The organism is Cupriavidus sp. NPDC089707 (genome assembly GCF_044748965.1).
In the GTDB taxonomy this organism is placed as follows: Bacteria; Pseudomonadota; Gammaproteobacteria; order Burkholderiales; family Burkholderiaceae; genus Cupriavidus.
In genome coordinates this window covers 59,774-86,180 of record NZ_JBIVHB010000015.1, presented here as the reverse complement: position 1 = coordinate 86,180, position 26,407 = coordinate 59,774, and the positions used below count along the sequence as shown (strand labels likewise).

The 26,407-nt window shown below is 64.2% G+C and carries 25 protein-coding genes and 1 tRNA gene; 9 read left to right on the top strand and 17 right to left on the bottom strand.

Annotated features, from left to right (window positions below; all coding sequences use genetic code 11):
- Window positions 1-176: 176 nt before the first annotated feature.
- On the top strand, window positions 177-1,322 hold the full coding sequence (locus tag ACIP1U_RS22360; protein ID WP_400319458.1) for a metallophosphoesterase: 1,146 nt from the start codon (window positions 177-179) through the stop codon (window positions 1,320-1,322).
- A gap of 35 nt (window positions 1,323-1,357) precedes the next feature.
- On the opposite strand, the gene ACIP1U_RS22355 is transcribed toward ACIP1U_RS22360, so the two are convergent.
- Window positions 1,358-2,263: a conjugal transfer protein TraN gene (locus ACIP1U_RS22355; protein WP_400319456.1), complete on the bottom strand. Its 906-nt coding sequence runs from the start codon at window positions 2,261-2,263 to the stop codon at window positions 1,358-1,360.
- Window positions 2,264-2,396: 133 nt separating this feature from the next.
- Window positions 2,397-4,064: an energy-dependent translational throttle protein EttA gene (gene ettA, locus ACIP1U_RS22350; protein ID WP_400319453.1), complete on the bottom strand. Its 1,668-nt coding sequence runs from the start codon at window positions 4,062-4,064 to the stop codon at window positions 2,397-2,399.
- Window positions 4,065-4,201: 137 nt separating this feature from the next.
- Here ettA and ACIP1U_RS22345 point away from each other — a divergent pair, with 137 nt between their 5' ends.
- Both ACIP1U_RS22345 and ACIP1U_RS22340 read left to right on the top strand, forming a co-directional pair.
- Window positions 4,202-4,426, top strand: coding sequence for a hypothetical protein (locus ACIP1U_RS22345; protein WP_022536783.1), 225 nt, complete (start codon window positions 4,202-4,204; stop codon window positions 4,424-4,426).
- A 59-nt stretch (window positions 4,427-4,485) separates the two neighbouring features.
- Complete coding sequence (locus tag ACIP1U_RS22340) at window positions 4,486-4,983, top strand: M48 family metallopeptidase (RefSeq protein WP_400319606.1); 498 nt, start codon at window positions 4,486-4,488, stop codon at window positions 4,981-4,983.
- A 138-nt stretch (window positions 4,984-5,121) separates the two neighbouring features.
- On the opposite strand, the gene ACIP1U_RS22335 is transcribed toward ACIP1U_RS22340, so the two are convergent.
- Genes ACIP1U_RS22335 through ACIP1U_RS22325 form a run of 3 tightly spaced genes read right to left on the bottom strand, consistent with a single transcriptional unit; the run spans window position 5,122 to window position 9,534 of the window.
- The gene (locus ACIP1U_RS22335) at window positions 5,122-6,990 is read right to left on the bottom strand and encodes a TRAP transporter large permease subunit (RefSeq protein ID WP_400319449.1); all 1,869 of its coding nucleotides are present in this window, start codon (window positions 6,988-6,990) and stop codon (window positions 5,122-5,124) included.
- A 39-nt stretch (window positions 6,991-7,029) separates the two neighbouring features.
- Window positions 7,030-8,049 carry a TRAP transporter substrate-binding protein gene (locus ACIP1U_RS22330; protein WP_400319446.1) on the bottom strand — a complete coding sequence of 340 codons (1,020 nt, stop codon included), beginning with the start codon at window positions 8,047-8,049 and terminating at the stop codon, window positions 7,030-7,032.
- Window positions 8,050-8,085: 36 nt separating this feature from the next.
- Entirely contained in the window at window positions 8,086-9,534 is a 1,449-nt protein-coding gene (locus ACIP1U_RS22325) for a mannitol dehydrogenase family protein (protein WP_400319603.1), read from the bottom strand.
- Window positions 9,535-9,797: 263 nt separating this feature from the next.
- On the opposite strand from ACIP1U_RS22325, the gene manD reads away from it, so the two are divergent.
- The 4 genes from manD (at window position 9,798) to ACIP1U_RS22305 (ending at window position 15,292) form a co-directional block, all read left to right on the top strand.
- Window positions 9,798-11,006, top strand: coding sequence for a D-mannonate dehydratase ManD (manD, locus tag ACIP1U_RS22320; RefSeq protein ID WP_400319443.1), 1,209 nt, complete (start codon window positions 9,798-9,800; stop codon window positions 11,004-11,006).
- Window positions 11,007-11,041: 35 nt separating this feature from the next.
- On the top strand, window positions 11,042-12,076 hold the full coding sequence (locus ACIP1U_RS22315) for a Zn-dependent oxidoreductase (RefSeq protein ID WP_400319440.1): 1,035 nt from the start codon (window positions 11,042-11,044) through the stop codon (window positions 12,074-12,076).
- Window position 12,077: 1 nt separating this feature from the next.
- Entirely contained in the window at window positions 12,078-13,016 is a 939-nt protein-coding gene (locus tag ACIP1U_RS22310) for a sugar kinase (protein ID WP_400319437.1), read from the top strand.
- 443 nt (window positions 13,017-13,459) lie between these two features.
- Complete coding sequence (locus ACIP1U_RS22305) at window positions 13,460-15,292, top strand: DEAD/DEAH box helicase (protein WP_400319435.1); 1,833 nt, start codon at window positions 13,460-13,462, stop codon at window positions 15,290-15,292.
- 64 nt (window positions 15,293-15,356) lie between these two features.
- Here ACIP1U_RS22305 and ACIP1U_RS22300 read toward each other — a convergent pair.
- From ACIP1U_RS22300 to petA, 6 genes are all read right to left on the bottom strand, one after another.
- A tRNA-Thr gene (locus ACIP1U_RS22300) sits at window positions 15,357-15,432 on the bottom strand.
- A 52-nt stretch (window positions 15,433-15,484) separates the two neighbouring features.
- A complete protein-coding gene (locus ACIP1U_RS22295) occupies window positions 15,485-15,973 on the bottom strand; it encodes a ClpXP protease specificity-enhancing factor (RefSeq protein WP_400319432.1) in 489 nt (162 codons plus the stop codon).
- Between the two features lie 57 nt (window positions 15,974-16,030).
- On the bottom strand, window positions 16,031-16,642 hold the full coding sequence (locus ACIP1U_RS22290; RefSeq protein WP_010812311.1) for a glutathione S-transferase N-terminal domain-containing protein: 612 nt from the start codon (window positions 16,640-16,642) through the stop codon (window positions 16,031-16,033).
- Window positions 16,643-16,864: 222 nt separating this feature from the next.
- Entirely contained in the window at window positions 16,865-17,608 is a 744-nt protein-coding gene (locus ACIP1U_RS22285; RefSeq protein ID WP_400319428.1) for a cytochrome c1, read from the bottom strand.
- A gap of 36 nt (window positions 17,609-17,644) precedes the next feature.
- Window positions 17,645-19,048, bottom strand: coding sequence for a cytochrome bc complex cytochrome b subunit (locus tag ACIP1U_RS22280; protein ID WP_400319425.1), 1,404 nt, complete (start codon window positions 19,046-19,048; stop codon window positions 17,645-17,647).
- Window positions 19,049-19,050: 2 nt separating this feature from the next.
- On the bottom strand, window positions 19,051-19,668 hold the full coding sequence (petA, locus tag ACIP1U_RS22275; protein WP_400319423.1) for a ubiquinol-cytochrome c reductase iron-sulfur subunit: 618 nt from the start codon (window positions 19,666-19,668) through the stop codon (window positions 19,051-19,053).
- Window positions 19,669-19,882: 214 nt separating this feature from the next.
- Here petA and mscL point away from each other — a divergent pair, with 214 nt between their 5' ends.
- On the top strand, window positions 19,883-20,308 hold the full coding sequence (gene mscL, locus ACIP1U_RS22270; RefSeq protein WP_400319420.1) for a large conductance mechanosensitive channel protein MscL: 426 nt from the start codon (window positions 19,883-19,885) through the stop codon (window positions 20,306-20,308).
- A gap of 45 nt (window positions 20,309-20,353) precedes the next feature.
- Here the strand turns inward: mscL and ACIP1U_RS22265 are convergent, their stop codons facing one another.
- Window positions 20,354-21,100 carry a Nif3-like dinuclear metal center hexameric protein gene (locus tag ACIP1U_RS22265; protein WP_400319418.1) on the bottom strand — a complete coding sequence of 249 codons (747 nt, stop codon included), beginning with the start codon at window positions 21,098-21,100 and terminating at the stop codon, window positions 20,354-20,356.
- A gap of 20 nt (window positions 21,101-21,120) precedes the next feature.
- Between ACIP1U_RS22265 and ACIP1U_RS22260 the strand changes: the two genes are divergently transcribed.
- On the top strand, window positions 21,121-22,314 hold the full coding sequence (locus tag ACIP1U_RS22260; RefSeq protein ID WP_400319415.1) for a Do family serine endopeptidase: 1,194 nt from the start codon (window positions 21,121-21,123) through the stop codon (window positions 22,312-22,314).
- 463 nt (window positions 22,315-22,777) lie between these two features.
- Here the strand turns inward: ACIP1U_RS22260 and ACIP1U_RS22255 are convergent, their stop codons facing one another.
- The 5 genes from ACIP1U_RS22255 to ACIP1U_RS22235 all read right to left on the bottom strand — a co-directional run bounded on the left by ACIP1U_RS22255 (window position 22,778) and on the right by ACIP1U_RS22235 (window position 26,394).
- On the bottom strand, window positions 22,778-23,884 hold the full coding sequence (locus ACIP1U_RS22255) for a porin (RefSeq protein WP_400319412.1): 1,107 nt from the start codon (window positions 23,882-23,884) through the stop codon (window positions 22,778-22,780).
- A 241-nt stretch (window positions 23,885-24,125) separates the two neighbouring features.
- Window positions 24,126-24,923: a twin-arginine translocase subunit TatC gene (tatC, locus tag ACIP1U_RS22250; protein WP_342915985.1), complete on the bottom strand. Its 798-nt coding sequence runs from the start codon at window positions 24,921-24,923 to the stop codon at window positions 24,126-24,128.
- Window positions 24,924-25,057: 134 nt separating this feature from the next.
- On the bottom strand, window positions 25,058-25,567 hold the full coding sequence (gene tatB / locus ACIP1U_RS22245; protein ID WP_400319408.1) for a Sec-independent protein translocase protein TatB: 510 nt from the start codon (window positions 25,565-25,567) through the stop codon (window positions 25,058-25,060).
- 84 nt (window positions 25,568-25,651) lie between these two features.
- On the bottom strand, window positions 25,652-25,891 hold the full coding sequence (gene tatA / locus ACIP1U_RS22240; RefSeq protein ID WP_400319405.1) for a Sec-independent protein translocase subunit TatA: 240 nt from the start codon (window positions 25,889-25,891) through the stop codon (window positions 25,652-25,654).
- A 146-nt stretch (window positions 25,892-26,037) separates the two neighbouring features.
- Window positions 26,038-26,394, bottom strand: coding sequence for a histidine triad nucleotide-binding protein (locus ACIP1U_RS22235; protein WP_400319402.1), 357 nt, complete (start codon window positions 26,392-26,394; stop codon window positions 26,038-26,040).
- Window positions 26,395-26,407: the final 13 nt, after the last annotated feature.

Genomic DNA, 26,407 nt, shown 5'->3' with positions numbered 1-26,407 from the left:
CCCCAGGAAGACACTGAGGCCGCAGGACGCCGGCATCAAGCCGCAATGCGCCGTTGCGCCCGATGCCCGCGGCACGGGTGTGCATCTTGCTTGGCCGGCGGCAGCCGCGGCCGCCCTTGAAGCGCACCCGCAGCGGCCTCATCTCCCGATACCATCCTGGCTCTCGCCGCGCCCCTATGCCCCCTCGCACCACCATCCTGACCGCCGCCCTGATCACGGCCCTGCTGCACGGCTATATCGGGCTGCGCCTGTTGCCGGCGATGCCCGTGCCGATGCTGGTCAAGACGCTCGCCGTCACCTGGCTCGCCCTTTCCTGCGCGCTGCTGCCGGCCGGGCTGCTGGCGCGTCGCTTCAGCCAGCCCTGGGCGGACCGGATTTCCTGGATCGGCATGCTGGCAATGGGATTCTTCTCATCCCTGCTGGTACTGACGCTGGCGCGCGACGTCGCGCTGGCTGCCGCCTGGCTGGCGGGCAAGCTGCTCGGCTGGCAGGCCCCGGGGCTGGTTTCGGGCAGCGCCCTCGCCGTGCCGCTGCTGGCACTGCTGGTCACGCTGGCTGGCTATATCAACGCCCGCCGCGTGGCGCGCGTGGTCGAGGTCGACGTGCCAGTGGCCGGCCTGCCCGAGGCGCTGCACGGCTTTACCATCGCGCAAATCAGCGACATCCACGTCGGCCCGACCATCAAGGGGCCTTACCTCGACCGCATTGTCGACCGCGTCAACAGCCTGAAGCCGGACGCCGTGGCCATCACCGGCGACCTGGTAGACGGCACCGTTCGCGAACTCTCCGCGCACACCGCGCCGCTGGCGCGGCTGCAGGCTCGCCATGGCAGCTACTTCGTCACCGGCAACCACGAGTACTACGCCGGCGCACAGCCGTGGATCGACGAACTGCGCCGGCTCGGCCTGCGCGTGCTGATGAACGAGCACGTGGTGGTGCAACACGGCGGACAGCCGCTGGTGCTGGCAGGCGTGACCGACTACTCCGCCGGCCGCTTCCACGAAAGCCACCGCAGCGACCCGCACCGTGCCATCGCCGGCGCCCCGCCGCAGGCAGGCGTGCGCGTGCTTCTGGCGCATCAGCCGCGCACGGCGGTGGCCGCCGCCGAGGCCGGATTCGACCTGCAACTCTCCGGGCATACCCACGGCGGGCAGTTCTGGCCGTGGAATCTGTTCGTGCCGATGCAGCAGCCGTACACCGCGGGACTGGTGCGGCATGGGGCGATGTGGATTTATGTGAGCCGGGGAACGGGGTACTGGGGGCCACCGAAACGGTTTGGCGCGCCGTCGGAGATTACGCGGTTGCGCCTGGTGCGAGCGTAGAGAGGATTGCTGCGCCGGGCAACAAAAAGCCCCGCTCACTTGAGGCGGGGCTTGCGCGTCCGGCTTGGGACCTTATTGCTTTCCTGTGGTCGGCGTTGGGAGCCGACATTTCCTACTTGTCCTTCAGATTCATCGAGCTGAATGCCTTTCGAGCCAAGTCGGAGATACGTTTCTTGTTCCGCCTTAGCTCGGCGATTTCGGATCTCGTCAACTGTACGGAAACCGATGAGGTAACCCGCTTCATCCGCGGTGAGGGCGTGGGCGGCAATGCCGAAGATCTTGCGGATTTCATCGCCGTACCTCCTTTCCAGTTCAAGAATTACCTTCCGGGGCGCCACCAGTCTACCAGAGCGGCCTGCGCACACCAGCACGATGGCAGCGACAACGTCGCCGCGCTGCGCCTGGATGTAGTTAGCCAGTTCCGCAAGCGTGCCGCCCATCGTAGTGACGTCGTCCACCAACACATAGCGTCCCCCGCGCACCACATAACCAGAAAATCTGGCACGTAGATTTATCCGCTCCATCGGATCCGCGCCGGTGTGGAACACCTTGGTTGTCTGGACGATGGACTCGTCGACCTCGCCATCCAGAACGTGGTGCAGGTACATCGCTAACACCTGTGGAATAGCATTCTCACCTTGGGCCTCCAAAGCGTGGGGCGCTACATAGATGCACGAACTCGGGAAGTCTTCTTCGCGCAATTTCGCTATCAGCGGCAGCGCAACGTCGCCAATCAGTCGTATCGCCGCCTCGGTGGATCCCGATTTCGCAGCGCTGTAGCTGGAATGCGCCTTCAGTTCGGCATCAGAACGGTAGAGGAAGTATGGCGACTCAGCCGATTTCGGGAATGGATGCTCACGATCCTGGCGTGCTTCGAATAGCTGCCGACCGAAACGCCCGCGTGGTCGCTTGAGGATGAGAAGGTGGATTGACTTTCGCATCCACCGAACCTACCCGGCATCACCTTGATGCCGAAGGTCTGGCGGCCACTTTCAGAATATTGGACAGCATGCGTCTACGCCCCATAAAAAAACCAGGCCCGCAGACCTGGCTTTTTTCACACTCAGCAGTACATCACCGCGCAATCGGCTTATACCGAATCCGCTTCGGCTTGGCCCCTTCTTCACCCAACCGCTTCTTCTTGTCTGCCTCGTATTCCTGGTAGTTGCCCGGGAAGAACTCCACATGCGAGTCGCCCTCGAACGCCAGGATGTGCGTCGCGATCCGGTCCAGGAACCAGCGATCGTGCGAGATCACCATCACGCAGCCGGCGAACTCCAGCAGCGCATCTTCCAGCGCGCGCAGCGTTTCCACGTCAAGGTCGTTCGACGGCTCATCCAGCAGCAGCACGTTGCCGCCGGCGATCAGCGTCTTGGCCATGTGCAGGCGGCCGCGTTCCCCACCCGACAGCGTGCCGACCTGCTTCTGCTGGTCGCCGCCCTTGAAGTTGAAGCGGCCGATATAGGCGCGCGACGGCGTCTCGTACCGGCCCACGGTCAGGACGTCGGCACCGCCAGAGATTTCCTCGAACACGGTCTTGGTGCCGTCCAGCGCGTCGCGGCTCTGGTCGACAAAGGCCATCTTCACGGTCGGCCCGATCTTGATTTCGCCGCTGTCCGGCTGTTCCTTGCCCGTGAGCATCTTGAAGAACGTCGACTTGCCGGCGCCGTTCGGACCGATGATGCCGACAATGGCGCCCGGCGGCACCTTGAAGCTCAGGTTTTCGATCAGCATGCGGTCGCCGAAACCCTTGCTGACGTTGTCGAACTCGATCACTTCGTTGCCCAGGCGCTCACCCACGGGGATGAAGATTTCCTGGGTTTCGTTGCGCTTCTGGTAGTCCTGGCTGTTGAGCTCGTCAAAGCGCGCCAGACGCGCCTTGGACTTGGCCTGGCGGCCCTTGGGGTTCTGGCGCACCCACTCCAGTTCCTTGTGCAGCGCCTTCTGGCGCGCCGATTCGCTCGCCTCTTCCTGCTTCAGGCGGGCTTCCTTCTGGTCCAGCCACGAGCTGTAGTTGCCCTTCCAGGGAATGCCCTGGCCGCGGTCCAGTTCCAGGATCCACTCGGCGGCGTTGTCGAGGAAGTAGCGGTCGTGGGTCACGGCCACCACGGTGCCCGGGAAGCGCGTCAGGAATTGCTCCAGCCATTCCACCGATTCCGCATCCAGGTGGTTGGTCGGCTCATCGAGCAGCAGCATGTCGGGGCGCGACAGCAGCAGGCGGCACAGCGCCACGCGGCGCTTTTCACCGCCGGAGAGATGCTCGATCCTGGCGTCCCACGGCGGCAGGCGCAGCGCGTCGGCGGCGATTTCCAGCTGCAGTTCGACGTTATTGCCGTCGCTGGCGGCCAGGATGGCTTCGTACTTGGCCTGGTCGGCGGCCAGCGCGTCGAAGTCGGCGTCCGGCTCGGCGTAGGCAGCGTAGATCTCGTCGAGCTTCTTGCGCGCCTCGAACACGCCGCCAAGTGCCTCTTCCACCGACTCGCGCACGGTCTGCTCGGGATTGAGTTGCGGTTCCTGCGGCAGGTAGCCGATGTTCAGGTTCGGCATCGGCGTGGCCTCGCCCTCGATCTCCTTGTCGAGGCCGGCCATGATCTTGAGCACCGTGGACTTGCCCGAGCCGTTCAGGCCGAGTACGCCGATCTTGGCGCCGGGGAAGAACGACAGCGAGATGTCCTTCAGGATGTGACGCTTGGGCGGAACGATCTTGCCCACGCGGTTCATGGTGAAAACGTACTGTGCCATGGGTGCGTGTTGGAGTTGGTGCGGGAATGGCGGGAGTGTATCAGGCACGCCGGGGCGCGCAGCCGGCCCCGGCCAGCTTTGGCCCCCGCCGGTACAATGGCATGTTCGACTTTCCGCTGATTTTCCGAGCCATTGTTATGAGCAAACCCGCCCTGACCCTGAAGTTCAAGTGCAAGAAGTGCGCAAAACCTGTCACGCTGTACCTGCAGAAGACCTCCGCGTGCTCGCACATCACGCCGTACCAGGGTTTCTGCAAGTGCGGCGAGATGATGCGCCACGCCACCGGCGACAAGGACGCGGTCGAGTCCTTCGTCAACTCGCTGGACAACAGCTGGATGCATCACCATCACCACCACCATTGACCACCACTAAGCAGGCCACTGCGGTGACTGAAACCTGGCGTCCCGCCGGCAAGGACCCGATGCGCTTCCTGGGCGGCTATCCGCCCGAAGTGCTCGACCAGGTGCGCGAACTCGCCGCCGCCGGCCGCCTGGGCGATCACCTGGCCCGGCGCTATCCCGGCCGCCATACCGTGCAGACCGATCGCGCGCTGTACGACTACGCCACCGAACTGAAGCAGGAATACCTGCGCAGCGCGCCACCGCTGCACAAGGTCGGCTTCGATGCCACGCTCGACTCGGCCCACAAGGCCCTGGGCCTGCACACTGCGATCTCGCGCGTGCAGGGCGGCAAGCTGAAGGCCAAGAAGGAAATCCGCGTGGCGTCGCTGTTCAAGGAAGCGCCGCCGGAATTCTTGCGCATGATCGTCGTGCACGAGCTCTCGCACCTGAAAGAGAGCGACCACAACAAGGCCTTCTACCGGCTCTGCGAACACATGGAGCCGCGCTACCACCAGCTGGAATTCGACACTCGCCTGTGGCTCGCGTGGCGCGAGCTTGAACGCGCGCAGCAGGGGTAGCGGCACGCAGTCTTGCGCGGCCTTCGTGCAGCGCAGCACACAAGATTCTTGACGACCCCGTGGCTGTTTCGCCGGCGTAGCCGGCGACCTGCTTACTGTCCGAGCGACAGAAACGTGCTGTGGAGCCCCCCCCTCCCTTCACAAAAACCCAACCGAAAACCAGGGCACCAGCGTCAGCAACAACAGCGCGATGAAAAGCGCCGCCATATGAGGCCAGACCCGTGGCATCGCCACGTCAGGCGATACGCGGCCGATCGCGCAGGCAGCATAGAAACCCACGCCAAAGGGCGGTGCGAAGAGGCCCAGCCCCATCGCAAAGATCACCACCATGGCGTAATGCACCTCATGCACGCCGACCAGCTTCGCGATGGGGAACAGCAACGGTCCGAACAGCACAATGGCGGGGATGCCTTCGAGCAGGCTGCCGAGGATGACAAAGGCCAGCGCCGATACCAGCAGGAATCCGGTCTTGCCGCCGGGCACCGCTGACAGAATGCCAACCAGGTCCTGCGCAAAGCCGGACTGCGTCAAGGCCCAGGCCATGGCGGTGGCGCAGCCCACGATCAGCAGGATCGCGCCGGACAGCGCCGCCGTGTCCACCAGCATCGGGTAGATCCGGCGCCAGTCGAACTGGCGGTACACCAGCACCCCGGCCAGCACGGCATAGAAGATGCCGATGGTCGACACCTCGGTCGCGGTGGCCACGCCCTCCACCACGGCCGTGCGGATGATAACGGGCAGCGCCAGCGCCGGCAGGGCAACAAGCAATGATTTCAGGATCGCCTGGCGCGACGGCCGCGGCACTCGGCTCATGTCTTCCTTGCGGGCCTGGAACCAGACCACCAGGGCCATCATCACCAGCCCGACGGCCGCGGGCATCAGGCCGCCGATGAACAGCGAGGTGATCGACACCCCCGTCACCGACCCCACCGTGATCAGCACGATGCTGGGCGGGATGGTCTCCGACATCGCGCCCGAGGCCGACAGCAGCCCGATCAGGTCCCCGTCCCTGGCGCCGCGCCGCTTCATCTCGGGAAACAGGCTTGGCGCCACCGCCGCCATGTCGGCGGCCTTGGCTCCCGAGATGCCGGAAACGATGTACATCGCACCCAGCAGCACATACTGCAGGCCGCCGCGCAGGTGGCCGATCAGGCTGACCAGGAAGTTGATCATCGCCCGCGCCAGGCCCGTCATCTCGATCAGCCCGCCCAGGAAGACGAACAGCGGCACCGCCAGCAGGATCAGGTGGGACATGCCCTCCTGCATGCGGTTCGGGATAATGGACAGCGGCGTGGCCGTGGACAGCGACAGATAGCAGAGCGTCGCCAGGCCGAAGGCGAAGGCAATGGGTACGCCGATGGCCACGCAAGCGACCAGCATCAGCAGGAAGAAGATCACCAGGTTGGCGTTGCCCAGCGTCATCAGCGTGGGCGACAAGAGCCAAAGCAGGCCGCCGCTCAAGGCCACCAGCAAGCCTGCCGCCGTCACCGGCTGCCAGCGCGAGCCGCCAAGCAGTCGCAAGGTGGCCGCCGCCAGCATCAGCACGGTGCCGGCCAGCACCGCGGCGGCGCGGTAGCCCTCGCTGATTTCCAGCGTCGGCGTCGACACCTCAAGGTGTTCGGACACATGTTCCCAGGCGGGCCGCAGCAGGAGCAACAGGAACGCCACCACCAGCCACATGCCGAACGCATCCACCCACTCGCGCCTGGCCGGCGTCAGGTTCTTGATGAAGGTGGTCAGCTGCATATGGGCGCCGCGGTGCAGCGCAATGATGGCGCCGAGCATCGCCAGCCAGAGAAACAGGATGCTGGCCAGCTCGTCTGTCCAGGGAACGGGCTGGTGCAGGACGTAGCGGGCGAACGCGCCGCCGCCAAGCAGCAGGATCTCGGCCAGCACGATCAGCGCGGCCGGGCCTTCCACCATGCAGGCCATCAAGCGACGCCAGCATGCGGTGGCGGCTGAGGGGGCCAACGGCGCTGGCGCAATGGCTTCGGCTGTGTGGTCCATGCAAGTCTCCTCCTTCTTCTGTCACGCTGGTGCCGGCCGTCATACGAGCCGGCCGGCGTATTTCTCCAGCCTGGCCCACGCCTCATCGCCGTACTTCTTCTTCCATTCGGCATAGAAGCCGGCACCTTGAAGCAGCGTGCGGAATGGCGCCGGATCGGGCCGGTTGAAGTCGATGCCGAGACGGCTCAGTTCGGCCTGCGCGTCGGCATTCAGGCGTGCGATGTCCTCGCGCTGCTTCAGCGCCGCCGCGTTGAAGCTTGCGCTGATGGCCGCCTGCACCTCCGCTGGCAGTGCCTGGAATTTCCGGGCGTTGCCGAAAATGAAGTGGCCATCCCAGGTGTGGCCGGTGAGCGAGCAGAACTTCTGCACCTCGTAGAGCTTCGCGCTGCGGATCAGCGCAAGCGGGTTCTCCTGCCCGTCGACAACGCGCGTCTGCAGCGCGGAATAGAGTTCGCCGAACGGGATGGCCGTCGGCGATGCCCCCAGCGCCCTGAACATCGAGATCCAGAGCGGGATGCCCGGCACGCGCAGCTTGAAGCCCTTCAGGTCCGCGGGCGTATTGATCGGGCGGCCGGCCGACGTGATGTTGCGATAGCCGTTGTCCAGGCACCTCTCGAAGACGTGCAGGTTCACCTTGCCCAATGCGGCACGCACATAGGCGCCGACGTCGCCGTCCATCGCGGCCCAGACCGTGGCGTAGTCCTTGAATGCAAAGGCCACGCCGTTGATGCCGGCGGTCGGCACCAGGGTCTGCAGGTTGGTGCCGGCCGTTGACATGAAGTCCATGGCGCCGGCCCGCACCTGCGCGATCATGTCCGGCTCGCTGCCCAGCTGGCTGTTGGGATAGACCTGCAGATCCACCTTGCCGCCGGTGTCCCGGCGGATGGCCGCCGCGGCCTCTTGCACGCGCCGCGTGCCGGGATGGTCCGCGGGAAAGGCGGTGCCATACTTCAGCCTGATGGTGGCGGCCTGGGCCAGGGCGCGTCCGATCGGCAGCGTCATGGCAAGGCTGCCGGCGGCCAGCGCGCCGAAGCGGCGGCGACAGAGCAGGTTGGACATGGTGCGGTTGTCTCCTTGTTGTCGGGTTGGGGTGGCTCAGAAGGACAGCAGCGCGGCGGCGCCGCCAAGGCGCAGCGCCGCCAGGTGGCGGGCAAGCCGGTCGGCCAGTTGCGCAGGCCATGGCTCGCTGCCAAAGACCGCGGCGTGCGCGAGCGCCGCGCGGACGGCGTCCGGATCGCTGTGCGCGCCACGCAGGCGTGCGGCCAGCGCAGGCGCGCCGGGATCGTGGAAGACAAGCGGCTGGCCGCCGTCGCTGCGTTCGCTGCGCAGGCAATGCAGCCACGCCGCGAGCGCGCGCTCGAGGTAAGGCCGCTCTGCCCCGGCGCTGGCGCGCAAGGCGGGCAGCCAGCGCAGTGGCACCTTCTGCGTGCCGTCTGCCGCGATCTGGGCGGTGCGATGCGCAAGCGCGGTATTCCGGAAGCGTTGCAGCAATGCCTCGCTGTAGCGGGCCACGTCATATCCCGGTGGCGCTTGCACGGTCGCCCGCAGGTCGGCCATCACGCCGGTGGCAAGGGCGCCGACAAGCGGATCAGCCATGGCATCCGCAACGGTCTCCAGGCCGCACAACTGCCCGGCATAAGCGATAGCCGAGTGCGTGCCGTTGAGCAGCCGCAGCTTCATGGCCTGGAAGGGCCGCACATCGCCGGTCATCAGTGCGCCGCCTGCTTCCCAGGCCGGCCTGGGTCCGGCAAAGCTATCCTCGATGACCCACAGCGTGAACGGCTCGCAGACAATGGCCGCCTCGTCGCGCAAGCCCAGGCGGTGCTGCGCGTCGCGGAGCGATGCCGGCGTGGCGGCCGGCACGATCCGGTCCACCATGGTGTTGGGGAACGTCACCTCGTCGCGCACGCGCCGGGCCAGCGCCGGATCCGTCAGCGCCGCGTACTGCGCCAGCAGCTTGCGCAGCGTATCGCCATTGGCGGGCATGTTGTCGCAGCACACGATGCTGAGCGGCGCCTGCGCAGGCCGGTGGCGCAGCCCCGCGGCCAGGACGCCGAGCGTGCTTCGGGGCGTGTCCGGATGGGCCAGGTCATGCCGGATATCGGCATTGTCCGTATCGAGGTCCGCGCTGGACGGATGCTGGCAGTAGCCCTTTTCCGTCACCGTGCAGGTGACCACGGCAATGCCGGGGTCCGCCAGCGCGCCGATCACCTCGCCCAGCGCATGCGGTGCATACCAGGCCTGCACCACGGCGCCCACGATGCGCGTGACGGGTGCGTCGCCGTCGCACTCGGTCACCGAATACAGGCAGTCCTGCGCCGCCAGCGCACGGGGCGTGCGAGGATCCTTCAGGCTGACGCCGACGATGCCCCAGCGGCCATCGCCCGCGCGGATCGCGGCCTCCGTGTACAGCGCCTGGTGCGCGCGATGGAACGCGCCAAGGCCGAGATGGACCACGCCGCGCGACAAGCCGCTGCGATCGTAGCCGGGCTGGCTCACGTCAGGGCCGGCAAGGCAACAGGTGCGTTGCGTCAGCCTCATGATCGGCACCTCGGCATGTCTGTCGGCAGCATCGTGCGTGCACCCGGCGTTGTTTTCCATGCGGTGCAAGGTAGCACGCGGCATTGGTGCGGAAAGCGCTGCGCTTTCGCGATTCAACTGCAGCAAGCGCTGCATTTCATCGAGGAATCGGCCGTACTCCGCCCCAACCGCCGCGCGGTACTCTTGCCCGCATCCACACCGATGCAGGCGCTTCGCAAACAGCCGCCCCGTCGGACCACGCCACGACGATCCGGCCGGAGCCACCCTTGAAGATCGAGCAGATAAAGACCATCGTCACTTGCCCTGGGCGCAACTTCGTGACGGTCAAGGTGATCACCGACGAAGGCGTGTACGGGCTGGGCGACGCCACGCTGAATGGCCGCGAGCTGGCGGTACGCGCTTACCTCGACGAGCACGTGGCCCCCTGCCTGGTCGGCCGCGATCCGCGCTGCATCGAGGACATCTGGCAATACCTTTACCGCGGCGCCTACTGGCGGCGCGGGCCGGTCACGATGACCGCCATCGCGGCCATCGACATGGCGCTGTGGGACATCCTGGGCAAGCTCGCCGGCATGCCGGTGTACCAGCTGCTGGGCGGCAGGAGCCGTCATGGCCTGATGGTGTACGGTCACGCCAACGGCCGCGACCATGCCGAAGCGGTCGATGCCGTGCACAGGCATATCGAGCAAGGCTACAAGGCGATCCGCGTGCAGTCCGGCGTGCCGGGCCTGTCGAAGGTGTATGGCGTGGGCGGGCGGCCCGGCCACTATGAACCGGCGCAGAAAGGCCTGCCCCCGGAGGAGCCATGGGACACGTCGCTCTACCTGCGCCACACGCCTGAATTGTTCCGCAAGGTGCGCGAAGCAGTCGGCTTCGAACCCCATCTGCTGCACGATGCGCATCACCGCCTGACACCGGTCGAAGCGGCTCGCCTCGGCAAGGCACTGGAGCCGTACACCCTGTTCTGGCTGGAAGATGCAACGCCGGCCGAGAACCAGGACGCCTTCCGGCTGATCCGCCAGCACACCACCACGCCGCTCGCGGCCGGTGAAGTCTTCAATTCGCTGTGGGACTGCAAGGAGCTGATCAGCCACCAGCTGATCGACTATATCCGGGCCACCATCGTTCACGCCGGCGGCATCACGCACGTTCGCCGCATCGCCGACTTCGCCGCGATCTACCACGTGCGCACGGGTTTTCACGGTGCCACCGACCTGTCGCCGGTGTGCATGGCCGCGGCCGTCAACTTCGGGTTGTGGGCGCCGAACTTCGGCATCCAGGAACTGATGCTGCATGGCGCCCTCACCGACGAGGTCTTCCCGCACAACTACCGCCTTGAAGACGGCTACCTTGTGATGGATGACGTCCCGGGCCTTGGCGTCGACATCGATGAGTCGCTGGCGGCCCGGTATCCGTACGAGCGCGCATACCTGCCGGTGGCGCGGCTGCGCGACGGCGCGATGTGGAACTGGTAGCCGGCCGCGCCCGTTAACTGAAACAAGGAGCCAGCATGTTGAGCGTAGTCGTCGAACAGCCGAACCGCATGGCCGTGTGCGAACGGCCGACCCCGGAACCTGCCGAGGGCGAGGTGCGGATCCGCATCCGCTTCGCCGGCATCTGCGGTTCAGACTTGCACATCTTCCATGGCAAGAACCCGTTCGCGACCTATCCGCGCATCATCGGCCATGAGTTCGCCGGGCAAGTCGACGCGGTCGGCGCCGGCGTCAGCGCGTCGCGCATTGGCGAGCGGGTAGTGGTGGACCCGGTGATCAGTTGCGGCCAATGCCATGCCTGCCGGATTGGCCGGCACAATGTCTGCAGCCGGCTGCAGGTCATCGGCGTACACCGCGATGGCGGTTTCAGCCAGTACGCATGTGTGCCGGCGCGCAATGCCTACGTGGTGCCCGACGGCATGGCGGCCGCCAGCGCTGCCGTGATCGAGCCGTTTGCCGTGGCCGCAAACGTCACGCACCGCACCGGCGTGCTGCCCACGGACATCGCACTGGTCTACGGCGCCGGGCCGGTCGGCCTCAACCTGTTGCAGGTCCTCAAGCGCGTGCATGGGGTACGCACCTTCATCACCGACCACATCGATGAACGCCTGGCGCTGGCGCGCGGTTGCGGCGCGGAGGACGGCGAGATCATCAACACCGCGCGGGAGCCGCTGGCGCAGGCACTGGCCGAGCGCGGCGTGGCTGGCGGGCCGACGCTGATCTACGACGCGGTCTGCCACCCCGCCATCCTGGAAGAAGCCGTGCGCATCGCCGCGCCGGCGGGCCGCATCGGCGTGCTGGGGTTCTCCGCCATCCCGTCAGCCGTCCCGCAGCAGGCGCTGACCGGCAAGGAGCTGACCCTGTACGCCTCGCGCCTGAACTGTGCGATGTTTCCCACCGTCATCGCCTGGATCGCGGGCGGGCTGGTGGATCCTGGCCTGATCGTCACGCACCAGGTCGACCTGCGCGATGTCGCCGGCGCGTTCGACCTGGCCGAAAGCCAGCCGCGCGTCAGCTGCAAGGTCCTTCTCGATCTGGGCGGGGACGCCTGAGATGCGCGCATCCTTCGACATCGTCGCGCTCGGCGAAGCCATGGTGGAGTTCAACCATGCTGGCCGGCATGACGCGCCCACTTACGTGCAGGGCTTTGGCGGCGACACCTCCAACGCCATCATCGCCGCCGCACGCCAGGGTGCGCGGTGCGCCTATGTGACGAGGCTGGGCGACGACGAATTCGGCCGCATGTGCCTGGACCTGTGGCGCAGCGAGCAGGTCGATACCAGCGGCGTAGTCATGGATGCCTCGGCGCCCACCGGCCTCTACTTCGTGCACCACGGTCCCGGCGGCCACGCCTTCAGCTACCGGCGCTCGGGTTCCGCCGCCAGCCGGATGCAGCCATCGGACCTGCCGGTCGCATTGATCGAAGGGGCAACCTGGCTCCATGTCTCGGGCATCAGCCAGGCCATCAGTGCGTCAGCCGCCGACACCGTGCGCGAAGCCATCCGCATCGCCCACGAAGCCGGCACCAAGGTGGCCTACGATCCCAACCTGCGCCTCACGCTCTGGCCGCTGGAGCGCGCCCGCGAAGTCATCGTCGCGACCATTGCGCTGTGCGACCTGTTCCTGCCAGGCCTCGACGACGTGCGCCGGCTTGCCGGCATCGACGATCCCGCGCGCATCGTGGACTGGTGCCATCGGATGGGCGCGCGGCACGTGGTGCTGAAACTGGGCAGCGAGGGCTGCCTCGTGTCCGACGGCGGACAGCTGACCGCCGTGGCGCCCTTCCGCGTCAACGCGGTCGACGCGACCGGCGCGGGCGACTGCTTTGACGGGGCCTATCTCGCGCGGCTGGTGGCGGGGGATGACGTCGTGTCCGCCGCGCGATGGGCCGGCGTGGCGGCGGCGCTGGCAACCACGGGTTACGGCGCCGTGGCACCGTTGCCAGGGGTGCAGGCGGTTTGGGATGCACTGACAGGGTGTGAAGCGGACTGATAGCCGGCCTGTTTGACCGGCTGCGCAGGTCTGCCCGCCGCCGGCGCAGGCAGACCTGCCGATCAATTCCCCTTGAAACCTGACGCCTTGGTCACCGACGTCCAACTTGCCGAGAGCGCGCTGGCAAATCTGGCGACCTCTTCAGGGATGCCGCCGGGCAGGACGTCATAGCCGGCGCGACGGCGTAGCCCGCCTGTTGCAGCCATTGCGCGGCACTTCCTGCGCTGCGCTGACAGCGCCGCCCCCGGTAGCTTGCCTTCCTCGAGCCATCCGCTCGCCGGTATCCACCGCGCAAATCGACAAAACTACCAAATTGACCACCATTACCGTTTTGTGCCTACAATTGCCGCATAACAATCCTGCCTGACCGCCATCGCACCGGTCCGCGACACAAGCCGTGGTCAGCGCAGTTCCTGAACGGGCAATAAGAAGAGCAACAACGCATGGCCACGCTGATTCCCGCGCTGGGTTCGGTCACTTCGCGCATGACCAGTGGAGAGAGGCGCTTTGCCGAGCGTCTGGAGACAAAGCTGGAAGACGACTACCTGTGCTGGTATGACGTCGCCATCGGGGAGAAGACCAGGCATCCCGATTTCATCGTCTTCCATCCCAGCCGGGGTCTGCTGGTGCTGGAAGTCAAAGACTGGCGGCTGGATACCATCCGGGACATCGACAAACGCGAGGTCACGCTGCTGACGGAGCGCGGACTGGTGCGCGAGATGAATCCCCTCGAGCAAGCCCGCCAGTACATGTTCTATGTCACCAACCTGCTGCAACGTGATCCGCAGCTGGTCTGGCCCAGCGGCTCACTGAAGGGCAAGCCCTTCTTCCCCTACGGCTGCGGCGTCGTTCTCTCCAACATCACGCGCGCCCAGTTCGACAAGATCAACCTCGGTGACGTGCTGCCGCCGCACCTGGCGATCTGCCAGGACGAAATGTACGAGACGATCGACGCGGAACGCTTCCAGCAGCGCCTGTGGGAAATGTTCCCGGTCAAGTTCACCTTCAAGCTTTCGCTGCCGCAGATCGAGCGGATTCGCTGGCACTTGTTCCCGCAAATCCGCATGCCGGAGCAGCGCGCGCTGTTTCCGGAGGAGGCAGCCGAGCCGCTGGAGATGCCGGACATACTGCGCGTCATGGATCTCCAGCAAGAGCAACTGGCACGCAGCCTTGGCGAGGGGCACCGGGTCATTCATGGCGTCGCCGGCTCCGGCAAGACGATGATCCTTGGCTACCGGGCCGAGCACTTGGCAAAGATCGTCACCCGCCCGGTCCTCGTGCTTTGCTACAACAAGACCCTCGCCGCCAAGCTGACGGCGACGATGGTCGAGAAAGGCATCGAAGAGAAGGTCCACGTTTATAACTTCCACGCGTGGTGCGCCCGGCAACTAGAGTCTTACAACATCGACCGGCCGAAGGGGCGCCCCAGCGACGCGCTCTTTGAGGAAATGGTCAATCGGGTCATCCAGGGCGTCGACCGCAAGGCCATCCCGGCGGGACAGTACGACGCGGTGTTGATCGATGAAGGTCATGACTTTCAGCCGGAGTGGTTCAAGCTGGTCGTGCAGATGGTGAACCCCGAAAGCAATTCGCTGCTGGTGCTTTACGACGACGCGCAGTCTATCTACGGCGGCAACAGGAAGCGCGCGATGACCTTTTCCAGCTTCGGCATTCAGGCCCGGGGCCGGACTACCATTCTCAGGCTGAACTATCGGAATACGCAGGAGATCCTGTCCGTTGCCCGCGCATTCGCAGACGACCTGCTCCGCCCAACTGACGCAGCAGAAGACGAAGCGCCCACAGTGCAGCCTGTTGGAGCGGGACGCCGTGGCAGCAGGCCGCTCCTGATCGAACTGCCAACGCTGGACGCGGAGGCAGAGCGCATCGCCCAGATTCTGGTCGATGAAAATCGCGCCGGAACGCTCTGGTCGGAAATGGCCGTCTTATACCGGCACTGGGACACTGTTGGCCAAGTCACAAGCGTGTTGACCCGCAAAGGGATTCCGTTCGAGTGCCCGCAGATCAACAAGCGGTTCACGCCGGGCGCGGACAGCGTCAAGGTAGTTACCCTGCACAGCAGTAAAGGGCTGGAGTTTCCGCTGGTTTGCATTCCGGCAATCGGCATGCCGCACAGGAATGATGAACCTGTTGAGAACGAGGCCCGGCTGCTTTATGTCGCCATGACGCGGGCTACGCGGCAGCTGGTGCTGACGCATGGCAAAGAGTCACGGTTCTCAGAAAAGCTGCGGGATGCCGTGGCTCGGCTGTCCCAGTGACAGGGCCTGGGGATGCGGCAAAAAACAAAACGGGCGACGCGATGCGTAGCCCGTTCTTCAATTCTGGTGCCGGCTGCAGGACTCGAACCCGCCACCTGATGATTACAAATCAACTGCTCTACCTGATGAGCTAAGCCGGCATGTTTGGTGCAGACCGCGATTCTACTGCATCGCAGCCCACTTTGGGATGGCTTACTTCACCACCTTCAACGCTGGCTTCTTGCCGCCGATGCGAGGCACCGGAGGCGGCGTTTCGTCGTCGTCCGAGCCGGAATCGGCGGTGGTGGCCGGGGTTTCGGCTTCCACCGGCGCCAGCTTGGGCGGCGGGTTGTTCTCGCGCTCGGTGGCGGCCGGCGTTTCCGGCAGGCTGCGCTCGACCGGGAAGGCCATGCCCTGCCCGTTCTCGCGGGCATAGATGGCCAGCACGTTCTCGACGGGAACGTCAATCTTGCGCGAGACACCGCCGAAGCGTGCGCTGAAGGTGATCCACTCGTTACCCATATCCAGGCCGCTGGTGGCGTCGAAGCTCACGTTCAGCACGATTTCGTTGTTTTTGACGAACTCGCGCGGCACGTTGGTGTTGGCGTCGACGAAGACGGCGACGTACGGCGTGAAGCCGTTATCCGTGCACCACTCATAAATGGCGCGGATCAGGTAAGGCTTGGTGGAGGTTTCAGGCATTGTGCTTCCAGTGGCGCCGTGACGGCCCGAGGGCAGATGCCTTCGGGCCGGTGCCGATTAGCGGCGCATCACCTTCTCGGAGGGGGTGAGCGCTTCGATGTACGCGGGACGGCTGAAAATGCGTTCAGCATACTTCAGCAGCGGCGCGGCGTTCTTCGACAGTTCGATGCCGTAGTGGTCAAGGCGCCACAGCAACGGCGCGATGGCGACGTCGAGCATCGAGAACTCTTCGCCCAGCATGTATTTATTCTTGACGAAGATCGGCGCGAGTTGCGTCAAACGGTCGCGGATCGCGGCGCGGGCGCGTTCGTGGTTCTTCTCCGCGGCCTTGCCCTTTTCGTTCTCGAGCGTGTACACGTGCGTGAACAGTTCCTTCTCGAAGTTGAACAGGAACAGGCGGGCGCGAGCGCGCTGGACCGGATCGGCCGGCATCAGCTGCGGGTGCGGGAAACGCTCGTCGATATATTCGTTGATGATGTTCGACTCATACAGGATGAGGTCACGCTCGACCAGGATAGGCACCTGGCCGTACGGGTTCATCACCGAAATATCTTCGGGCTTATTGAACAGGTCGACGTCGCGGATTTCAAAATCCATGCCCTTTTCAAACAGGACAAGGCGGCAACGTTGGGAAAACGGGCAAGTCGTACCCGAATACAACACCATCATGGTTGGATTCCTTGGGCTTAGCCGAAGCAGGGTCGGACGGTAAGGTCTGACATTCTGCCAAAAGCGGACACCGAAAAGCAAATAAGTGGCATTTGATCCACTTACATTAGCCTGTTGCGCCACCTCGGACCCAATGAAAAAGGCCAGAGCGATGCTGCTTTCGCAACGTCCGCATCTGGCCTTCAGCGTGGATGCCCGTCTCCGGGCCGCCACCAGCAAGACTTACTTCACATCCTTCCAGTAGGCCGCGTTCAGGCGCCACGCGAAGACGGTGAACATGCCCAGGAACAGCAGCACCCACACGCCAAGGCGCTTGCGGTGGTTCTGCGCGGGCTCTGCCATCCAGTCCAGGAAACCGACCAGGTCTGCGGTGGCCTGGTCATAATCGACCTTGCTCATCTTGCCCGGGCTCAGTTGCTCGAAGCCGGCAAACTTGTGCACCTTCTCGCCGTGCTCTTCCACTTCCGTGAACTTCGCGGCGCGCTGGCCCTGCAGTTCCCACAGCACGTGCGGCATGCCGACGCTCGGGAACACCAGGTTGTTCCAGCCGGTGGCACGGCTGTCGTCACGGTAGAAGGTGCGCAGGTAGGTATAGAGCCAGTCGTCGCCGCGGGCACGCGCGATCACCGACAGGTCCGGCGGCTGCGCGCCGAAGAAGGCCTTGGCTTCCTTCGGCTGCATGGCGATGGTCATGGTCTCGCCGACCTTGTCCGCGGTGAACAGCAGGTTCTGGCGGATCTGGTCGTCAGTGAGGCCAATGTCCTTGAGCCGGTTGTAGCGCATCATCGAAGCGCCGTGGCAGTTCAGGCAGTAATTGACGAACAGCTTGGCGCCGCGCTGCAGCGACGACAGGTCGGCGGTGTTCACCGGTGCCGGCTCCAGCGGGAAGCCTCCCTCTGCAGCCACGGCAGGCGTGCCGGCAAAGCAGGCGCCGGCCAGCGCGATGATCGAAAGCAGCTTTTTCATCTTGTGTCCTTGTGCTCTTGTCGGGGTTCGCGTCGCTCAGTGCGGCTGGAACGTGACACGCTCCGGCACCGGCTTGAACTCGCCGGCACGGCTCCATAGCGGCATGGTCAGGAAGAAGGCGAAGTACAGCAGCGTACCGAGCTGCGACACCTTCTCACCAACCGGCGACGGCGGTTGCACGCCGAGATAGCCGAGCACCAGGAACACCACCACAAAGACGATCAGGATGGTCTTGTGGAAAGCGGGACGATAGCGGATGGACTTGACCGGCGAGCAATCCAGCCACGGCAGGAAGAACAGGATCACGACCGAGCCGCCCATCACCAGCACGCCCCAGAACTTGGCGTCGATGAAGTAGAAGCCCACGGCCAGGATCACGGCGGTGGCAATCGCACCGATCTTGACGCGCGCATCCTTGCTGCGCACGAACACCATGCCGAGCAGCAACGCGAAGAACACCCACAGGATCGGCAGGAAGTTCGACGTGGTGGCACGCAGCATCGAGTAGTACGGCGTGAAGTACCAGACCGGCGCGATATGCGGCGGGGTCTTCAGCGGGTCAGCCGGGAAGAAGTTGTTGTGCTCCAGGAAATAGCCGCCCACTTCCGGGAAGAAGAAGATCACCGCCGAGAAGATGATCAGGAAGCCGGCAACGCCCAGCGTGTCGTGCACCGAGTAGTACGGGTGGAAGGGGATGCCATCCAGCGGCACGCCGTTCTCGTCCTTCTTGGCCTTGATCTCGACGCCGTCCGGGTTGTTCGAGCCGACTTCATGCAGCGCGATGATGTGGGCAATGACCAGGGCCAGCAGCACCAGCGGCACGGCGATGACGTGGAACGAGAAGAAGCGGTTCAGCGTCGCATCGCTCACCACGTAGTCGCCGCGGATGAACAGCGACAGGTCCTGGCCGATCACCGGAATGGCCGAGAACAGGTTCACGATCACCTGCGCGCCCCAGTACGACATCTGGCCCCACGGCAGCAGGTAGCCCATGAAGGCTTCCGCCATCAGGCACAGGAAGATCAGGCAGCCGAAGATCCAGACCAGTTCGCGCGGCTTGCGGTACGAACCGTACAGCAGGCCCCGGAACATATGCAGGTAGACCACGACAAAGAAGGCCGAGGCGCCGGTGGAGTGCATGTAGCGCACCAGCCAGCCCCAGGGGACTTCGCGCATGATGTATTCCACGCTGGCGAAGGCCACGGGAATGCCGGCGGCGTTCAGCGTGGCGTCCGGCTTGTAGTTCATCACCAGGAAGATGCCGGTGACGATCTGGATGACCAGCACCAGCAGCGCGAGCGAACCGAAGAAGTACCAGAAGTTGAAGTTCTTCGGCGCGTAGTACTTGGAAAGATGGTCTTCCCACAGTTGCGTTGCCGGGAAGCGGGCGTCGATCCAGCCCATCAGGCCGGTCGTCTTGACTTGTTTTTCGGCCGCCATGATCAGGCTTCTCCTTTCTCATCCTTGCCGATCACGATCTTGGTGTCAGTCAGGAATTGGTAGGGGGGAACATCGAGATTCTGCGGAGCCGGCTTGTTCTTAAAGACGCGCCCGGCGAGGTCGAAGGTCGAACCATGGCAGGGGCAGAGAAAACCGGGGTCGGCGCCCAACTGAGGATTGGCACCGGGAGCGAAGGGGCCGGAAGGCGAGCAGCCCAGGTGGGAACAGATACCGACCACGACCAGCACGTCCTTGTGTTCTGCGCGGGAACGGGTTTCGTTCTTGCAGTAGTCGGGCGTCTGCATGGTGAAGGGGAGATCGGAATCGGGATCGGCGACTTCACCGTCCGTCTTCTTCAGCGACGCCAGTTGTTCTTCCGTGCGCCGCATGATCCAGACCGGCTTGCCGCGCCATTCGACAGTCATCATCTCGCCTGGCTTCAGCGCACCGATATCTGCTTCGACTGGCGCACCCGCGGCCTTGGCTTTCTCCGATGGTGCAAAGGTACTGACGAAAGGAACCGCTACCGCCACGCCTCCGACGCCGCCAGCGACGGATGTCGCGATCAACCAATTGCGGCGACCTTTATCCACGCTCTTCACGTCTTGCTGGTCACTCATTCCAAACCCCAGGGGAAGTCAATTTAGATTTTGCGTCAACCATAAAGTGTACCTTAGACATCTGCGCACTAGATAGGCGCAAATTGCCTTGTCCATGCGCGATAATCGGACACACAACCCCGAATCCGGCCACCAGACTTGCTTTCCGGGCAGTGATGCGGCAGGCTGCCAGCTTGATACCGTTCATCGCTAGCAACAAGAAGGAGAACCCCCCATGGGCATGATCTCGGAATTCAGGACCTTTGCCATGCGTGGCAACGTCATCGACCTCGCGGTCGGTGTGATCATCGGCGCCGCTTTCGGGAAAATCGTGGATTCAGTGGTCAATGACCTGATCATGCCGGTAGTGGGCCGCATTGTCGGCAAGCTGGACTTCTCTAGTATGTTTCTCATGCTGGCCGATCCACCGCCTGGCACGCCAATGACGCTGGATGCGTTGAAGAAGGCTGGTGTGCCCGTATTTGCCTATGGCAATTTCCTGACTATCGTTGTCAACTTTCTGATCCTGGCCTTCATCATCTTCATGATGGTGCGCGCGTTCAACAAGATGCGCGAGAAGGAACCGGCCCCGCCGCCGGCGGCACCGCCTGAGGAAGTGGCGCTGCTGCGCGAGATCCGCGACGCCCTCAAGGCGCGCTGAGTCCCGCACGATAATACGGCCCCGATGGGGCCATATTGTTTTGCGTCAGACAGGATTGGGAATGTCGACAAACGTGTGCCGCAAGCCGAAGCGTTGCGCCACATGTTCGCCCAGTGAGCGGATGCCGTAGCGCTCGGTGGCGTGATGGCCGGCGGCCAGGTACGCCACGCCGCTCTCGCGCGCGAGGTGCGTGGTCTGCTCCGAGACCTCGCCGCTGAGGTAGGCATCGACGCCCGCGGCCACTGCCGCATCGAAATAGCCCTGCGCCCCACCCGTGCACCAGCCGATCGTGCGGATCATCTGCTCCGGCTCGCCAATCGCCAACGGCTCGCGCCCGAGCACGCCGCCGACGTGTGCCGCCAGCGCGGACAGCGGCATCGGCGCGGGCAAGGTGCCGATCCAGCCGAGCTGGTCATCGCTGAAACGTCCAGTCGGCGTAAAGCCGAGTTGCAGCCCGAGTTGCGCGTTGTTGCCGAATTCCGGATGGTTGTCCAGCGGCAGGTGGAAGGCGAACAGGTTGATGTCGGCGCCAAGCAGCCGCTTCAGACGCGCATGCTTCTGCCCGATCACACGCGCATCCTCGTTTTTCCAGAAATAGCCGTGATGGACCAGGATGGCATCGGCGCCGGCTTCGGCCGCGGCCTCGACCAGTGCCAGGCTCGCCGTGACGCCAGTGACGATGTGAGTGACTTCGGGGCGACCTTGCACTTGCAGCCCATTGGGACAATAGTCCTTGTAACGGGAAACTTCCAACAGGTCGTTCAAGTACAATTCAAGCTCTTTTGTTTTCATTTTCTGCTCAAAACTCCAATATGTTGCGGCGCTTTTGGCTGTTCTTTGCCCAGGCTGTCACCGTCGTGCTGGCGGTCTGGTTCGTCGTGGCAACGCTCAAGCCTGATTGGCTGCAGAGGGGGCGCGTCGCGGTCCAGTCCGGGTCGCCCATCGTGGCGCTCAAGGAAGTCGTGCCTAACGTGTCCGGCCCTGCCGCCGAAGGGTCTTACAGTGAGGCCGCCCAGTCCGCCATGCCGGCGGTGGTCAATATCTTTACCAGCAAGAATGGCCACAAGCGCTCTCCCAATCCGCAGGCCGAGGATCCGTGGTTCCGCTTCTTCTTTGGCGACCGCCTGCCTGAACGGCAGGAGCCGGTGTCGAGCCTGGGATCAGGCGTGATTGTCAGTGCCGAGGGTTACATTCTAACCAACCACCACGTGGTGGATGGCGCCGACGAGATCGAGATTGCGCTGACCGACGGCCGCAAGGCCAACGCCAAGGTGGTCGGCTCCGACCCGGAGACCGACCTGGCTGTGCTGAAGGTGACGCTGAAGGACCTGCCCGCGATCACGCTGGGCCGGCTGGAGAACGTCAAGGTCGGCGATGTGGTGCTGGCGATCGGCAACCCATTCGGCGTGGGCCAGACGGTGACGATGGGCATCGTGTCGGCATTGGGGCGCAGTCACCTGGGCATCAATACCTTCGAAAACTTCATCCAGACCGACGCCGCGATCAACCCGGGCAATTCGGGCGGTGCGCTGGTTGATGCACAGGGCAACCTGCTGGGCATCAACACGGCAATCTACTCGCGTTCGGGCGGCTCGCTCGGCATTGGCTTTGCCATCCCGGTATCGACGGCCAAGCAAGTGATGGAATCGATTATTTCCACCGGAAGCGTCACACGCGGATGGATCGGCGTCGAGCCGCAGGATATGACGCCGGAAATTGCCGAATCGTTCGGTCTCGATGCCAAGGAAGGCGCACTGATCGCCGCGGTGGTCCAGGGTGGCCCGGCCGACAAGGCCGGCGTGAAGCCGGGCGATGTGCTGACCAAGGTGGATGGTTCGTCGATCACCGACACGACTGCCCTGCTGAATGCCATCGCCCAGCTCAAGCCAGGTGTCGACATCAAGATGACGGTGATCCGACGCGGCAAGCCTACCGAACTGACGGTAACGATCGGCAAGCGGCCGCCTCCGCCGCGCCGGGCGATGCCGTTCGATGAGGAGGAGTGAGGCCGAGTCGTCCCCGGCCTGCATGCAAAACCCCGCCAGCGATGGCGGGGTTTTTTGTTGGGCTCTGGATGAGGAACGGACCGAGTGGAGCTGACGGACAGCGGCGCCACTCGCCACTGGGCAAGGTTATGAACAAATACGCTAAAGCCGGTGCCATGCACTTTCCCGATGACCGCGGCCAAGCCCGCGGATGCTCACCCGGCCCGGAGCCCGGAGCCCGGAGCCCGGAGCCCGGAGCCCGGAGCCCGGAGCCCGGAGAGCCCGGAGAGCCAGGTGCAAGGGGTGCCAGGTGGCTAACCGTACCGTGCTCAGCGCAGCCTGCCAGCGCAACAGGACACGTCGCAAGCCCCGCTCGCCAGCCTCGGCCCCGGCGCCGAGGCTCCAGACAAGACAAAAGGCCGGCATCCTTGCGGACGCCGGCCTTTTGCAAGCCAATCTCAAGCGAGCTTACGCCCGCATCAGATTAGAACTTGTGGCGCAGACCAACCACAGCACCGAACTGATCCTTGTTCGGCTGAACGTTGGTGGTCGTGGCGGTGTTGAAGCCGTTCACGCCCAGGGCCGAGCCCTTGTCGTTCAGAGCGTACGACAGCGAGGTGTACACGTCGGTACGCTTCGACAGCGCGTAGTCGGCCGTGATCACGAACTGCCACGGATCTGCGTCGCTCTTGCGGAAGTCCTGGTAATAAGCAGCGCCCGACAGCGAGAACGCCGGGGTCAGTTGGTAGCCCAGACCCAGCCAGTACAGGTTAGAGGCCGTAGCCGTGGTGACAACGCCGTTGTCAACCGTCGTGCCACCCGTCAGCGGGGCGCCGTCAAAAGCCTTGGCCCAGCGATAGCCAGCGTAGACCTTGGCCGGACCGAAGGCGTAGTTGGCGCCAACGGTAGCACGGCGGGTCTTCTGGCCGCTTTGGTCAACGCCAGCGGCCGACACGGTGCCGTGGATTTCGTCGTAGGCAGCACCAACCGAGAACGGGCCGGCTGCATAGTTCAGCAGCGCGCCGTACTCTTGGCCGCGGCGGAACGCGCCGGCGACTTCCTGGCCGTTGTTGTTGAAGCTGTAGAAGGCCGACGCGGTCAGGCCACCGAACTTGCCGATGTACTTGACGGTGTTATCGGCACGCGAAGCGAAGGCCGAATCCTGAGCCAGGATACCGTAGCGCGACGAGATGGCCATCGGGTCATACATCAGACCGAAGTCGTAGAACGCGGTCTGTTGGCGGCCCAGCAGCAGCGAGCCAAAGTTGCTTTGCAGACCGACGTAGGCTTGACGACCGAACAGGCGACCGCCCTGGCTCAGAGCATTGCTGCCGGTGTCCAGATCGAAACCGCTTTCCAGAACGAACACGCCCTTCAGGCCGCCGCCCAGATCTTCAACGCCACGCAGGCCCCAGCGCGAACCGGACTGGTTACCCGACGACATGCGGAACAGGTCGTCGCCAGCAGCGTTGGCCTTGCTCACGTACTCGAGGCCAACGTCAGCCACGCCGTACAGGGTCACGCTCGATTGGGCATACGCGCCACCAGCGGCCAGAGCGGCGACGGCAGCAGCAAACAGTTTCATCTTCATATCGACACTTTCCTTGTCAACTGATTGGGAAATCTTGGTTGCCCAAGTGCTTGGGCGACGTATTTACATTCACGTCTGCTGCGTATTATGTGCCAGCCCCCCCGGCCCTCAGAAGGCTTTTTCGGCGTAAACCACGCTTACCAGCGGTTTTTGTTGTGATCGAACAACACGATCGGGCAAAAAAATCCCCGTTTTGGTGCAAAAACGGGGTGGATGGCTCGGGGTACCTACCTCAGCGGCATTAGTCCGTCTGCGTTTCCCCTGAAGCCTCGGCTTGCGCGGCCGGACGGCCAACGAAGCGGGCCATGATCAGCCCAAGTTCATAGAGCAGCACCAGCGGAACAGCCAGAAGCAACTGTGACAGCACATCCGGCGGCGTCACGATGGCGGCGATGATAAACGCCCCCACGATCACATAAGGGCGGATCTGCTTGAGCTTTTCCAACTCGACCACACCGAACCGAACTAGCACGATCACCACCACCGGCACCTCGAAGGTGATGCCGAAAGCCAGAAAGGTGGTCATGGCAAAGCTGAGGTACTTGTCGATATCCGTCGACATGTCCGCACCTAGGGGCGCGTTGTAGTGCGCCATGAAGTGGAACACCGTTGGGAACACCAGGAAATATGCAAACGCCACACCGCACAGGAACAAGATGTAGCTGCTCGATACCAGCGGCAGGATCAGCCGCTTCTCATGCTGGTACAGCCCGGGCGCGACAAACTGCCAGACCTGGTAGAGCACCCATGGCAGCGCGATCAGGAAAGCCACCAGCAACGTGACCTTCATCGGCACGAAGAACGAGCCAGTGACGTCGGTCACAATCATCTTGCCGCCCTTGGGCAGCGACTCCATCAGCGGCGCCGCAAACAGGTTGAAGATGACCGGCGCCCAGTAGACCAGGCAAACGAAGACCAGGATGATCCCGGCCACCGCCTTGACCAGGCGCTGGCGAAGCTCGATCAGGTGGGAAATGAAGGTTTCCTGCTGCGACTCGTCTTGCGGGTCTTGGGGATCTGGGGACCGGGTGTCGCTCATGGCGTGGACCGCTCAGCCGCGCAGGCTGGCAAGGTGGGATCGATGATGCCGCTCGGCGCGGCGCGGTTGGATGGGCATGGCGATGGCAACGGCAGCCCTGGCATAGGCCGGCAATCCGTTGCCGCGCAACGTGCTCACTCGAAGAAGGAACGGGACGGACGGCTGGCCGGGCGGTGGCGCTTCACGCGCGCGGCGCCCGACTGCACCCAGACCCGGACATTGTGCTGGCGCTTGAACCATAGCGGCCGCGCCCCCTGCTTCACGCGCCAGCTCTTGCGTCCGTTGTGCGCCTTGTGCGCCGCACCCCAGCTGGGCACGAAGCTGTCGCCGCTAGCGCTGACGCCTTCAGTGCTCGCTTCGGTGCCTCCGAGCGCTTCGTTCAGCGCCTGGGACTGCTCGCTGACTTCCTTGTGGATGGTGCGCTCGACGTCGCGCGCCGCTTCCTCGAATTCAGAGCGCATCTTGCGCAATTCTTCCAGCTCGACTTCGCGGCTGACCTCGGCCTTGACGTCATTGATATAGCGTTGCGCGCGGCCGACCAGGGCACCAACGGTGCGTGCGACCTTGGGCAGCCGCTCGGGACCGATCACGATCAGTGCCACGGCACCGATCAGCGCCAGCTTGGAAATGCCGAGATCAATCATGCGGACATCATGCGAAAGACAGCGGAGACGCGGGGCTGCGCGCAGGCAGCCACGATCACGGGAAGGGGACGGCTCACCGCCGGCTTACTGCTGCTGGCGCGACTTTTCCTTGGCCTCGACATCGATGGTGGTGGAGTCGCGCAGTTCCTTGGACTGGGCGGCCTGGGCCGACTTGTCTTTGTCTTCGCCATCCTTCATGCCATCCTTGAAACCCTTGACCGCGCCGCCCAGGTCCTGGCCGATATTGCGCAGTTTCTTGGTGCCGAACACAAGCATGACGATCACCAGCACGATCAGCCAGTGCCAAATGCTAAACGAACCCATCTCTTGCTCCTGGTGAAGCCTCGGGCGTAGTCATAGTCGCCCGGACCCGTTGTTCCGTCCCGTTATGGCCGCGCCGGGCGACGGTTGCCGGCGCAGCATTTGCCTCGGCGTTACCGCCGCGGCGCTCCCATGCCAAGGCTGCCCGGTCAGGGCAGCGGTCCCTTCCACTCGTGGCGCGGCCCACCGAGCACATGCAGGTGCAGGTGGTAGATTTCCTGGCCGCCGTCCGGCCCGGTATTGATCACCGTCCGGAAACCGTTGCCACAGCCTGCCGCGCGCGCCAGTTCAGGCACCTTCAGCATCATTCTAGCAAGCACCTCCCCTTCGCCGGCGCCGCAATCGGCCAGCGAGTCGACGTGCGACTTGGGAACGACCAGCAAGTGTACCGGGGCCTTGGGATGGATATCGTGGAAGGCCAACATGTCGTCGTCTTCGTACACCTTGCGCGACGGTATCTGGCCGGCCACGATCTTGCAGAAGATGCAATTATCCTGAACGTTCATGAATATTTCATTG

Bases quoted from the DNA above. Each gene is read 5' to 3' on its own strand.
- ACIP1U_RS22330 (WP_400319446.1), bottom strand. From the start codon at position 8,049: ATGTCCAACCTGCTCTGTCGCCGCCGCTTCGGCGCGCTGGCCGCCGGC.
- ACIP1U_RS22260 (WP_400319415.1), top strand. From the start codon at position 21,121: ATGTTGCGGCGCTTTTGGCTGTTCTTTGCCCAGGCTGTCACCGTCGTG.
- ACIP1U_RS22315 (WP_400319440.1), top strand. From the start codon at position 11,042: ATGTTGAGCGTAGTCGTCGAACAGCCGAACCGCATGGCCGTGTGCGAA.
- ACIP1U_RS22295 (WP_400319432.1), bottom strand. From the start codon at position 15,973: ATGCCTGAAACCTCCACCAAGCCTTACCTGATCCGCGCCATTTATGAG.
- ACIP1U_RS22265 (WP_400319418.1), bottom strand. From the start codon at position 21,100: ATGAAAACAAAAGAGCTTGAATTGTACTTGAACGACCTGTTGGAAGTT.
- ACIP1U_RS22355 (WP_400319456.1), bottom strand. From the start codon at position 2,263: ATGCGAAAGTCAATCCACCTTCTCATCCTCAAGCGACCACGCGGGCGT.
- ACIP1U_RS22290 (WP_010812311.1), bottom strand. From the start codon at position 16,642: ATGATGGTGTTGTATTCGGGTACGACTTGCCCGTTTTCCCAACGTTGC.
- tatB (WP_400319408.1), bottom strand. From the start codon at position 25,567: ATGATTGATCTCGGCATTTCCAAGCTGGCGCTGATCGGTGCCGTGGCA.
- ACIP1U_RS22255 (WP_400319412.1), bottom strand. From the start codon at position 23,884: ATGAAGATGAAACTGTTTGCTGCTGCCGTCGCCGCTCTGGCCGCTGGT.
- petA (WP_400319423.1), bottom strand. From the start codon at position 19,668: ATGAGTGACCAGCAAGACGTGAAGAGCGTGGATAAAGGTCGCCGCAAT.
- tatA (WP_400319405.1), bottom strand. From the start codon at position 25,891: ATGGGTTCGTTTAGCATTTGGCACTGGCTGATCGTGCTGGTGATCGTC.
- mscL (WP_400319420.1), top strand. From the start codon at position 19,883: ATGGGCATGATCTCGGAATTCAGGACCTTTGCCATGCGTGGCAACGTC.
- ACIP1U_RS22285 (WP_400319428.1), bottom strand. From the start codon at position 17,608: ATGAAAAAGCTGCTTTCGATCATCGCGCTGGCCGGCGCCTGCTTTGCC.
- ettA (WP_400319453.1), bottom strand. From the start codon at position 4,064: ATGGCACAGTACGTTTTCACCATGAACCGCGTGGGCAAGATCGTTCCG.
- ACIP1U_RS22280 (WP_400319425.1), bottom strand. From the start codon at position 19,048: ATGGCGGCCGAAAAACAAGTCAAGACGACCGGCCTGATGGGCTGGATC.
- ACIP1U_RS22340 (WP_400319606.1), top strand. From the start codon at position 4,486: ATGCGCTTCCTGGGCGGCTATCCGCCCGAAGTGCTCGACCAGGTGCGC.
- ACIP1U_RS22360 (WP_400319458.1), top strand. From the start codon at position 177: ATGCCCCCTCGCACCACCATCCTGACCGCCGCCCTGATCACGGCCCTG.
- ACIP1U_RS22335 (WP_400319449.1), bottom strand. From the start codon at position 6,990: ATGGACCACACAGCCGAAGCCATTGCGCCAGCGCCGTTGGCCCCCTCA.
- ACIP1U_RS22310 (WP_400319437.1), top strand. From the start codon at position 12,078: ATGCGCGCATCCTTCGACATCGTCGCGCTCGGCGAAGCCATGGTGGAG.
- ACIP1U_RS22305 (WP_400319435.1), top strand. From the start codon at position 13,460: ATGGCCACGCTGATTCCCGCGCTGGGTTCGGTCACTTCGCGCATGACC.
- ACIP1U_RS22235 (WP_400319402.1), bottom strand. From the start codon at position 26,394: ATGAACGTTCAGGATAATTGCATCTTCTGCAAGATCGTGGCCGGCCAG.
- ACIP1U_RS22345 (WP_022536783.1), top strand. From the start codon at position 4,202: ATGAGCAAACCCGCCCTGACCCTGAAGTTCAAGTGCAAGAAGTGCGCA.
- tatC (WP_342915985.1), bottom strand. From the start codon at position 24,923: ATGAGCGACACCCGGTCCCCAGATCCCCAAGACCCGCAAGACGAGTCG.